Source organism: Shewanella sp. 10N.286.45.A1, from assembly GCF_041470405.1.
In the GTDB taxonomy this organism is placed as follows: Bacteria; Pseudomonadota; Gammaproteobacteria; order Enterobacterales; family Shewanellaceae; genus Shewanella.
Genome location: NZ_JBFRMK010000270.1, coordinates 1 through 1,181, shown reverse-complemented (window position 1 = coordinate 1,181; position 1,181 = coordinate 1). Strand labels below are relative to the sequence as shown.

Here is a 1,181-nt window from a genome sequence, read left to right as displayed (position 1 = left end):
CCTTTGCTGGCGTATCGGGTGGTTTCTGCGCTAACTTTATTCCGTCGGGCATCGATCCACTTCTGCAAAGCTTTACTCAGTCGGCGGCGCAGATTGTTGATCCAAGCATTACGGTTAACCCGCTGAATAACTGGTTTTTTGCTGCTTCATCTTGTATTCCTATTACGCTGCTTATTTGGTGGTTAACCGATAAAGTTCTTGAACCTAGACTTAATCGTACTCACAAAGTTAATCGTGATGAAGTAGATCTGCCTGCGATGGATGAGGTTACACCCACAGAGATGAAAGCATTTAGAAGTGCATCGTTGGTGATGTTAATTGCCATCGTAGGCTTCTTCTCTTTGACCTTCCCAGAGAACTCCACACTTAGAGATAGTAATGGTTCACTTACTAGCTTTAGTGCACCGTTAATGCAATCGATTGTGCCGTTAATCTTTATTTTCTTCATGTTACCGGGTCTAGTATACGGCTATATTACTGGTAGTTTTAAGAACTCTAGCGATGTGGTTCAGGCGATGTCAAAGTCGATGAACGGCATGTCGCACTACATAGTGATGGCTTTTTTCTGTGCGCAGTTTGTTGCCGCCTTTTCGGCATCGAACCTAGGAGCATTAATTGCCGTAGAGGGGGCAAGCGGCCTTAAAGCACTCAACTTACCAGCCGAAGTCACTGTGGTCGGTATGATAATCTTGGTTGGTTTTGTTAACTTATTTGTAGGTTCATCATCTGCTAAATGGGCGTTAATAGGGCCTGTGCTAGTGCCGATGTTGATGCAGCTTAATATCAGTCCTGACTTATCTCAAGCAGCGTATAGGGTTGGAGATTCAAGCTCGAATATCATCACACCTTTGATGCCTTACTTCCCGCTAGTGGTGGTGTATTGCCAGCGTTATGTGAAGAACATAGGTATCGGTACACTCATCTCAATGATGCTGCCGTTTAGTTTGGCGTTGATGGCAATTTGGAGTGCTTGGCTACTACTTTACTGGTCAATAGGTTTGCCATTGGGGTTAGGCTCTAGTTATAGCTACGGCCTGTAGAGGCTGCAAGCAACGGTAAAGCTAAATGCTGAATAAGTACCTGAAAGACCAAGTTGATTCAACTTGGTCTTTTTTGTTTAGGCTTGAGATCAGTTTGGTGGTACTCATCTGCTAGGGGCTGCTGACCTTTCACGGTTGTTT

The 1,181-nt window shown here is 44.5% G+C and carries 1 protein-coding gene; it reads left to right on the top strand.

Annotated features, from left to right (window positions below; translation table 11 throughout):
• On the top strand, positions 1-1,040 hold a 1,040-nt coding region (locus AB4238_RS18200; RefSeq protein WP_372034721.1), incomplete at its 5' end, for an AbgT family transporter.
• Positions 1,041-1,181 lie beyond the last annotated feature (141 nt).